General features: G+C 71.0%; 4 protein-coding genes. All 4 read right to left on the bottom strand.

All coding sequences use genetic code 11. The annotated features are described in order from the left end of the window. Nucleotides 1-1,400 (bottom strand): transglycosylase domain-containing protein (locus D7V77_RS37110; RefSeq protein ID WP_199733953.1); only part of this gene is annotated, 1,400 nt, incomplete at its 3' end. Further along, nucleotides 1,400-7,297, bottom strand: coding sequence for an Ig-like domain-containing alpha-2-macroglobulin family protein (locus tag D7V77_RS37105; protein ID WP_158624561.1), 5,898 nt, complete (start codon nucleotides 7,295-7,297; stop codon nucleotides 1,400-1,402). The genes D7V77_RS37105 and D7V77_RS37110, both read right to left, overlap by 1 nt. A gap of 422 nt (nucleotides 7,298-7,719) precedes the next feature. Further along, nucleotides 7,720-9,177, bottom strand: a complete 1,458-nt coding sequence (locus tag D7V77_RS37100; protein WP_120580976.1) for a hypothetical protein — start codon at nucleotides 9,175-9,177, stop codon at nucleotides 7,720-7,722. 64 nt (nucleotides 9,178-9,241) lie between these two features. Next, nucleotides 9,242-10,107 (bottom strand): SDR family oxidoreductase (locus tag D7V77_RS37095; protein ID WP_120580975.1); only part of this gene is annotated, 866 nt, incomplete at its 5' end.

Here is a 10,107-nt window from a genome sequence, read left to right as displayed (position 1 = left end):
CCCCGGTACGCCCGAGCCAGCTCGCGCAGCGTCACGTCCCCGTTGCCCAGCACGATGCCCACGCCGTAGTGCGACGCGCTCTCCTTGAGACTCTGGAAGCCCGCCTCGCGCAGCACGCGCAGCACCTGCTCCGGCCCCAGCGCGTCCGCCACCCGCACAGCCGGGATGTTGTAACTGGACGCCAGCGCCGCCCGCAGCCGCACCGGGCCGTGCGCGCGCCGGTCGTAGTTCTTCGGAACGTACGCGCCACCCGGCGTCGCCAGGTGAACCTCCACGTCCGCGAGCACGCTCGACGGCGTGAAGCCCTTGCTCAGCGCCAGCCCATAAGCGAACGGCTTGAGCGCCGACCCCGGCTGCCGCAGCGAACGCACGCCATCGTTCTGCCCACCCTTCTCCTCGTCCAGGAAGTCCGAGGACCCCACGTACGCGAGCACCTCGCCCGAGGCATTGTCGATGACAATGGCCGCCGCCTCGCCCACGCGCCGGTGCGCCAGGCCCCGCAGCTCCTCCGTGATGGCCTTCTCCACCGCCGCCTGGAGGGCAGGGTCGATGGTCGTCTCGATGCGCGACGCCCGGTCCAGGCCCAGCTCCGGCAGACGCTGGAGCAGCGCCGTCGTCAGGTGCGGCACCTCGAACACGCGCTCCGGAGGCACCAGATCCAGCGGCGTCTCCTCCGCCAGCCGCGCCTCCTCCTTCGTCAGGAAGCCCTCCACCACCATGCGCGACAGCACGTCGCGCATCCCGGCCATGGCCATCTCCGGCCGTCGGTACGGATCCCTCCGAGCGGGCGACCGAGCCATCCCCGCGAGCAGCGCAGCCTGTCCCGCCGACAGCCGCTCCGCGGGCCGCCCGAAATACCGCCGCGCCGCCGCCTCCACGCCGAACGTGGAGTTCCCCAGCGGCACGCGGTCCAGGTACTCCAGCAGCACCTGCTCCTTGGACAGGTGCGCCGTCAGCCGCAGCGCCCACAGCGCCTCGCCGGCCTTGCCCCACCACGAGCGCTCCCGGGGCACCAGCCTGCGCGCCAGCTGCTGCGGAATCGTGGACGCGCCGGACACGATGCGCCCGGCGGACACGTTGTCTCGCGCCGCCCGGGCCACCGCCACCACGTCCACGCCCGGATGCCACGTGAAGCGTTGATCCTCCGCGGCGATGAACGCCTGTCGCACCTTCAGAGGAATGCGTCCCTCCGGAAGGCCCACACTGCGTCCGTCCTCGCGGGAGAGCACCTCGCGCAGGGCGTGGCCCGTGCGGTCGGTGAGCACCAGCGAGGACAGCGCCTCGCGGGACAACAACGTCCCCGGCAGGGGCCACGCGATGAAGCCCGCGCAGCCCACCACCAGGAGCGCCGCCAGTACCGCAACGGCGCGCACCGTCCCGCGAAGCGTGAGGCGCTTCATCACTTCGAAGCGACCTCGTCCGGCATCAGCACCGGGAAGCGCCCACCCTCGGAGCGGCCGAACACCTCCGGCGCGTACATCTCCTCCGCGTGCGCGGGCTTGAGCAGGAAGTCACCCGGCGTCGTGGCCCGGGCGACGAAGGTCGCCACGTGCACGCCAGGGGGCAGCTCGTCGGCGAAGAACACCACGCGGTCATCCCGCATCTCCGTGTGGTTGAACGGCGACCAGAAGCGCGTCGCCCAGACGTTCTCGGACTCGTCCGTCTCCGACAGGTCCTCCTCGCTCTCGTACTCGTAGCCCTCGCCGGGGCCCTCCTCCTGGCCGGAGCCCGCGGGGCCCGGCAGCCGCGCCGTGCTGGCCAGCGACGTGTCCACCGGCTCCAGACCCGCGGGCAGCGGCACGTCCACCGCCACGAAGTTGCGCCGCATGGGCGTGGCCACGCGCACCCGCACGCGCACCAACTCGCCCGCGCGCGCCGCCTTCGCCTGACCGCCGCCCGTGTACGGCTCGAACCAGCGCTGGACGATGATGCCCCGGTCCATGGGGTCCACCGGCAGCTGCGCCGGTGCGTAGCGCAGCAGCGCCCCGTAGTAGAGGTTGCCCGTGCCGTTCACCCCGAAGGTGAGCGGCTGCGCCTTGTCCGCAGGGCCCAGCTTCTCCACCGGCACCTGCACCGTCTTCACGCCCATGTCGCGGCCCTTGAAGTCGGCGGAGGCAATCACCTGCCCGCCCAGCTTCACCACCGCCTCGAAGGACGGCACGGCCGTCTCCTTGCGGCGCACCACCTCCGACAGCGCCATCAGCGTGAAGGCCGCCTCCTGCGTGTTGCGGAAGCGCCCGTCACCCTCGCGCGCGGACGCCAGGTAGCGCCCCATCTTCGACACGTAGGGGTGGTCCGGCTGCACGTCCACCAGCGTCTGGAGCACCAGCGCCGTGGTGCGCGTGTCGGAGGACCAGAGCGGCGCGTACGTCTTCGCGTCCGTCTCCTGGAAGTGCACGCCCGCCGCGGACTCCTGGGCCTTGTTGAGCAGCTCCTGGAGCAGCTTCTGGCCCTGCGCGCGGTTGCCCTTCCCCACGAAGATGGCGTCCGTCAGCATCGCCTGCGCGAAGAGCGGCAGCTTCTGCCGCTGCTCGAACAGCTCGTTGTAGTACGACGGCCGCGGCGCCCCCATGCGAGACAGCGTGTAGAGCGCGAAGACCCGCGTCTCCAGGCCCGGCGCGTTGCAGCCGTACGCGCACTGCGTGCACACGCCCGCCGCCACCTTGTCCGCCAGGTACTTCTTCGCCTTGTCGAGGACGGCAGCCTCCACCGGGTAGCCCACCTCCTTCGCGCGCGCCAACGCCAGCGTCGCGTACGCGGACGCATACGGCGAGGAGCACTCACTGGAGGCCCAGAAGCGGAAGCCGCCGTCGTGGTTCTGGAGCGCCTGGATCTTGCGCACCGTCGCCGTCACCACCGTGTCCGGATCCAACGTGCCCTGCGTCTTCAGCGCGTCCTCGCTGAGGAAGCCGCGCACGAACGCCTGCTTCTGCTCATCCGAACCACCGGTCCACGCCACGCCGAACTTGCCGGACAGCTCGCGCAGCGCGACGAACGGCACCAGCCGCGACGACATCTGCTCCAGGCAGCCGTAGGGGTAGTCCACCAGCTGGTTCATCGACTCGTCGAACCCGCCCATCACCGTGGAGGACATCGTCAGCGTGAGGCCGCCCATGCCCGGGCGCACGCCGCCCGGCGGCTTGAGCCCCTCCACGCGCTCGCTGGTGGTATCGCCGTAGACCGCCACCGCCTCCATGCCCACGGGCAGCTGCACGGGGATCTTCTGCTCCACCGCGTCCGTCTCACCGCCACCGGCGACGGAGAAGCGCAGCACCGCGGTGCCCGGCTGCTCGGCCACGAAGGTGAAGCGCACCTCGCGGGCCTTGCCGTCCAGCTGCACCGTCTTCTCCGCCGGCCCCTCCACGCGCACGCCCGTGAGCTGCGCGGTGACCTTGGCCTCCTTGATGGCCGGGTTGGTGGTGTGGATGACCACGCCCGCCTCCGCCTTGTCGCCCACGCGCACCAGCCGGGGCAGCGCCGGCAGCGCCAGCAGCGGCTTGGCCACCTGCACCTTGCTCTCCCCCACGCCGAAGCGGTCCGCGTCCGTCACGGCCACCGCCATGATGCGGAAGGTCGTCAGGTTGTCCGGCAGCGTGAACTCCACCTTCGCCATGCCCTGGTCGTCCGTCTCCACCGACTGGAACACCGCCGTCGTCTTGAAGTTGGACCGGATGCCGGAGCCCGTCGTGTCGGAGCCACCAGAGCCGCCCGGCCGCGAGCCCTTCTCGCCGTACAGCTTGCGCAGCACCAGGTGGATGAGCGGCTCGCCGATGCGCACCGACAGGCCGCGCTCCTGGAACATCGCGTCCAGCGGATCCGGGGCCTTGTAGCCCGTCAACCGCAGCACGCCTTCGTCCACGGCCCAGAGCGTGACTTCGGACTTCGTGCCCTTGCCCGTCGAGTCCTTCACCGCGACGTCCACCGTCACCTTGTCGCGCGGGCGCTTCTCCGGCGCGTCCGGCGTCAGCGCCACCGACAGGCGCTTGGCCTTCTTCTCCACCTTCAGCTGCGTGTAGCCCACGCGAACCGCGGGGCGGCCCGGGTCATCACCGGACTCGATGCCCTTGGCCGCCTCCACGCGGCCGCGCACCAGCACCACGCCCACGAAGACGTTGGGGATGGCGCCCTCACCCAGCGGGACGTCCAGCGCGGTGGCGCTGCCCTTGAGCTTCACGCGGCGCACACTGAGCACGCCCTCGCGCTCCACCGTGAGGATGGCGTCCGCCTGCGGGTACGGGCTCTTCACGAGAATCTTCGCGGTGTCGCCCACGTCGTACAGCTGCTTGTCCGCCACCAGGTCGATGCGGTCCGTGTCGTTGCGCTGCCAGGACACCCAGCCGGAGCCGGTGACGTAGAGCGAGTCACGCGTCGTCGCCTTGCGGCCCTTCGCGTCCGTGGCCACCGCCTCCATCACGTAGAGGCCGGGCTCGGCCGGGGTGAACTTGCACGGCTGCGGCGTCGCCGCGCTCTTCACCGAGCACTTCGCCGCCTCCGTCTCCACCGGTTCCGTGACGGTGAACCACTGGCCGCCATCGCCCTTCTTGCGGATGGACTTCCACTCGCGGCGCTTGATGTTCACGTCCACCGCGACGCCGTCCTGGCGCTTGCCCTCGGGCGACACGGCGACCAGCTCCAGGGCCACCTCCTTGCCGGCCTCCGCGAAGCCGGTGGAGAGCGTGCGCAGGCCCGCGTAGACGTCCGCGGGGTGCACGATGATGAGGTTGCGGTTGGCGACGCGCTGGCGGTTGACGTCCTCCACCTCCGCCTCCAGCGTGTACTCCCACGTCTTGCCACCGGGCGCGTCCGCGGAGCCGACCGCCAGCGCCAGCTGGCCCTGCGCGTCCGTGCGGCCGTCACCGGAGCCGAACGATTCGCTGCTGTGCTCCGGCTGATCATCGTCCCACCACCAGGTGTTCACCCCGAAGGTGAAGGCTTCATTGCCCGGGGGCGTGAAGAAGGAGCTCACACGCTGCACGCTCCAGCGCACCTGCGCGTCGCCCATGGCGCCGCCGAACAGGTAGCGCGCGTCCACGCGGGCGGTGAGCGGCTCGCCGGCCGCGACGTCCTTCTTCGGCACCGCCACGTCCACGCGGAACTGCGGCGCGCGGTACTCCTCCACGCGGAAGGTGCCGCCGTAGCTCAGCGTCTCGCCTCCGACCTTCAGCTTCGCCGCCACGTCGTAGTAGCCGAGCGGCATGTCCTTGCCCAGCTTGAGGTCCGCGCGGAAGGTGCCGTACTTCGTGACGGTGGCCTCCGTCTGGAAGACCTTCTCGCCGCGCGAGCTGGTCACCGTCACCTGCGCCTTCGCGTTCGCGGGCGGCGACTTGAGCACGCCCAGGCGGCGGTAGCGCGCCACGCCCTTGAGCATCACGTCGTCACCGGGGCGGTAGATGCCACGGTCGGCGAACACGAAGCCCAGGCTGTCCGGGACGCGTCCCTCCCACGCGCTCTGCAGCGAGAACGCGCCGGGCGACATGCCGCCTTCCCACGTGGACAGCGTCACGCCGATGTCCGTGTCCTTCACCGCGGACACCATGGCCCAGGGCGTGTTCCAGGTGGACTCGTCCTTGGGCTTGAGCAGCTCCGACAAGCCCGGCACCTTCGCCAGGCCGTTGGCGTCCGTCGTCCCCGTCCAGTGCTCCGTGCCCTGCTTGTCCCAGAGCGTGAGCTGCGCGTCCGGCACCGGAGCGCCCGTCGCCAGCGACGTCACCCACACCACACCGGAGGCGGCGCCCAGCTTCGCGTGCACCGCCAGGTCCGTCACCTGCCCGATGACCCGGCGCGGGTACTTCTGCTTGAGCGACGGCGCATCCAGCCGCGCGAGGAACAGGCCCGTCTTCGCCCCGTTGAACGCCGGGCGCAGGTCGAGCGGCGAGGTGCGCTCCAGGTTGCGCGCGGCCTTCGTGTCCACCGTCGTGCGGTAGGGCTCCGAGGACGGCCACTCGTTGGTGTCGATGAACCGCGCGAGCTCGGCGGGGGACAGCGACCACACCTCCGCCAGCACCTCCGGAACGTTGGTCGTCACCAGCGGGATGGAGCCGTCACCCGACGCCTCCACCAGCGCTTCGCGAGAGCCGGAGTCGAAGGACGGCTCCACGTCCGACAGCTTCACCTGGCCCTGGAAGGCCGGGCCCGTCTGGCCGAAGAGGTCCTTGTACCCTTCCGCGACCTTGATCTTGTACGTGGTGCCGGGGCGGTAGCGGCCGGGCAGCGACACGTAGGGGTTCTTCAGCTCCCCGCCCGACCACGGCATCTGCGTCTGCACGCGCTCCCAGTCGATCTCCGCCTTCGGCTCCAGCGTCACCTTGCCCTTGAGCGAGGCCACATCCAGCTCATTGGACGTGAAGAGGATGAGCGGGCCGTAGGAGCACTGCTCCTCGCCCCAGGTGAACACGCACGCGCCCGCGGACTCCACCTTGAGCGCGCCATAGGTGGCGTAGGCGTAGCGCACCGCCTCGCCCATGGGCAGCGGGCCATCCGTGCCCGTCAGCTCACCGTCCACCACCAGGGTGAACTGCGTCCCCGAGGGCAGCTTCTGCGCGGGCTTCAGCTCGTACTTCACGCGGCGGTCCTGCGACTTGCGCGCCGGGCCGCTGCCCACCTGCACTTCCTTCACGTCCGCGAGCGGCGTCGTCTTCACCAGCGTGAGCGGCACGGGCGCGCCGGTCGCGGGCTCCAGGCGCGCGTGCTGCGCCAGGTCCTTCACGGCCTGGTTGAAGGTCAGCGTGAAGACCTGCTCCGGCTGCAGCCAGCGGAACTCCGACTCCGGCTGCGCGGTCTGGAGCGAGGGGCGCTGCGTCTCGAACTGGAAGGTGTACGGCTGCGCCAGCGCGGTGCCGTCCATGGCCTTGAGGCCCGCGGGCACCGTCACCGTGTACTGCGTCCCCATCTTCGCGGGAGCGCTCGGCACGAACTCCACGCTCGCGGAGCCCAGCCAGCGCCACTCACCTTCCAGCGCGGGGGCGATGGTCGCGGGGGCCGCCAGGCCACGCTCCGCGGCGACCGAGCCCAGGGCGATCATCGGCTTGGTGAAGGTGATGGTCGGCCGGGCGCTGCCGTAGACCTGGCCCGTCGGCCGCGCGGCCGCGATGGAGAGCGGGCCTTGCGACGCGGCGTCCTCCGCGTCGATCTTCAGCGCGGGAGGCTCGGGCAACGGCTCGACGGCGAGGCCAGGGGACTTCGAGGACGGAGTCGGCGAGGTGCCGGTCTCCGGGGGGCCGCCCTTCGAGTCCTTGTCGCCGCAGGAACACGCGGTGGCGACGACGAGGCAGAGGGCCAGCAGAGAGAGTCTGCGCATGATGGGGCTCACGAAGTTCCAGGGCGGGCACTCGTGGCTGTCCCCCTGAAAAATGACGCGAGCACCGTACCATGGGGCACCCCGCCCCGCTGTCACTCCCGCGTCATCCAGTGAGTCGCGGATCCGAGCCTCGGATTCCGAGTGTTTGAGAGTCACGGCCCGGGCCTGGAACGCGTCCGTAACGCGGTCGGACATCCATCACCGGAGGGCCGTCCGCGAGCACGGAGGTGGGGGCGAAGGCCCGGGCGACGGACACGACACAGCCGCCCAGCAGCTTGCGCAGGTGGGACTTCGGACGGCGAGGGGATGACGCCATGGGTGCCTCCGGCCGGATGGGGAGACACCAAGGTGGAAGGGGCGAGGCGGCCGGGCCATCGCACCGGTGCGCAGCGCCCCTTCGTTCACTGGACACTGGTGAGCCGTCAGCCGCCGTGGAGCAGCGTGACGCCCGCTCCGAGCCCCAGCAGGAAGGCCACGATGACGAGCAGCATCACCCAGCGCACGGCGACGCCGGTGGTGCGCGGTGCCTGCTGCCCGACGGTGGCGCGCGCGGGCGCGGATTCGTCCGGCACGAGGATGCGGACCTGGATGGCGGCGGTGCGCAGCACTTCGTCCACGTCGGTGAGGAACTTCTCGTATTCCTCCGGGGCCAGCTCCAGCGGCGTGCCGTGCTGGAACTCGTAGCGCCTGGCCACGGCCTCGTGGTTGCGCAGCGAGGCTTGTCCCTTGGCCACGTCCACCCAGCCCGCGACGAGCGCGGGGGCGGTCCCCTTGCGGTCCACGAGCGAGATGGCCTGACGGGCCTGCTTGCCGCCCGCGGTGCTGGGGCCCTCGGGTTCGTCCACGCGGAGGATGCGGTGCGGGGAGCGGCCGTAGATCTTGTGCTGGAGCTCGCCCTTGAGGCGCTCCGCGAGCAGCGCGGAGTGTGTGGCGAACATCGTGCGCAGCTCGGGCGTCGCTTCGGACTGGTTCGCCGCCTGCGCGGAGGGAAGCGGCGCGAAGATCATCGGCTCCGGCCGGCTGGCCTTGCGCGGAGGCGCGGAAGAACTTCCGTCCAGTTCTGCGCCATGGCCCGCGCGGATGATCTCCGGCAGCTCGAAGCTCTCCTCCTGCTTCGCGCCGTCACGGCCCAGGCGGGCGATTTCTGGCAGGCCCTGGCCTTCTTCGCGAGCACCGCCACGAGCGGCGCCTGCTCCGCGGGGAGGACGCGCGATCTCCGGAAGGCCCTGCCCTTCTTCGCGCGTGCCACCACGGCTGGAGCGTGCGTTCTCAGGAATGCCCTGGCCATCATCACGAGCACCGCCGCGTGAAGGACGGACGATCTCCGGAAGGTCGTGCCCCTCTTCGCGAGTCACCGCACGCCCCGGACGCACGGCCTCTGAAGCGCCCTGCCCGTTCTCGCGTGCACCGCCACGAGGTGGGCGCCCGCCCTCTCCCGCGCGCCCCTGCCTGCCACCATCCCCGTCACGCGAAGGGCGAGCGACGGTCTCCGGAGCGGCAAACGCGGCGGCGTCCTCCTCCCACGCGCCCTGGCCAGGGTGCGGCGGCGGGGGCGACAGCCCATCCACGCGCGTCTCCAGGACCAGGTCATCGTCGGGAACGGGAGGCGGCGTCATCCGCGACTCCAGGCCCGTGAACTCAGGTGCGCGCGGGGGCGCGCCCGAGGGAGGCGCGCTCCGCGACTGATTGCCCCAGGACTTCCGGCCGGGAGTCGCCGCGGAGGAACGGGCTGCCTCCGCGGCGTCGCGCTGCACCGGGGCCGGCACCTGGGTCTGCTCGGTGCGGACCTCATCCGTCTCGTCCAGGTCGTCGTCCAACGGTGCGACCCGGGTCTCGTCGATCCGATCCGGCTCGTCGTTCCTGCGGTGCCCCTTGGCCATGTGCGCGACCTCTCGCGTCAGACCATAGCGCTTCGCCCGGCCGCCGGGGATGAGCCGTGCACGGTCAGTATTTCGGCCAGTCCGGACACACGATTTCGATGGAACCGCCAAGCCACGACGCATAGGCCGCCTCATCCGCGACGGTGTACGGCTTCCCATACGTCCGCTCGAAGTACTCCGCCCAATGCGGCTGCGAGCCATCCAGGTCCGTGAAGCCGTACTGGCGCGCCAGCGTCCAAGACGCGACCACGCGCCCCGCCCTGCGGTGGACCTCCGGATCCGCAGCGAGCGCCGCCACCCCGCGGCCCACATACGACGGCGTCTCCGACGCGATGAAGTCCGGGACGTTCTTCACCGCGTCGCGCCAGTTGGCCTCCTTCACCCCGAAGCCATCCAGCATCTCCTCCGAGCGCAGGAACCCCGGCGTCACCGCCATCGCCGTGATGTTCGTGCGGCGCAGGTCCCTCGACATCGCGAACGCCAGGCGGATGACCGCCATCTTCGTCACGTCGTACGCGACGCCGCCCCGGTAGCCGAACGAGTCCCCATCCGTCACCTCCACGATGAGCCCCCGGTCGCGCTCCAGCATCAGCGGCACCGCGTAGCGGCTGGTGGCGAGGTGCGTGTACACGGCGCGGTCGAACATCAACCGAGCCTTCGCCGGAGACTGCTTCCAGAACGGCAGCCCCAGCTCGTGCAGCGTCTCCCCGCCCCAGATGTCGTTGATCAGCACGTCCAGCTTCCCGGCTTCAGAGCGGATGCGCTGACACAGCGCCTCCACCTCCTCCTCCACGGTGTGGTCCACCCGCACCGCGATGCCCTTCCCGCCCAACGCGGTCACCTGCTCCGCCGTCTCTTCAATCGTCTCTGGCCGGGACGCCCCGCTCGCCAGGTTCCCCCGCACGCTGCGCCCGGTGCAGTACACCGTGG

This window comes from Corallococcus sp. CA041A, assembly GCF_003612075.1.
GTDB lineage: Bacteria > Myxococcota > Myxococcia > Myxococcales > Myxococcaceae > Corallococcus > Corallococcus exiguus.
Note: the sequence above shows the minus strand (reverse complement) of the source record. Positions and strands in the feature narration are given on the sequence as shown.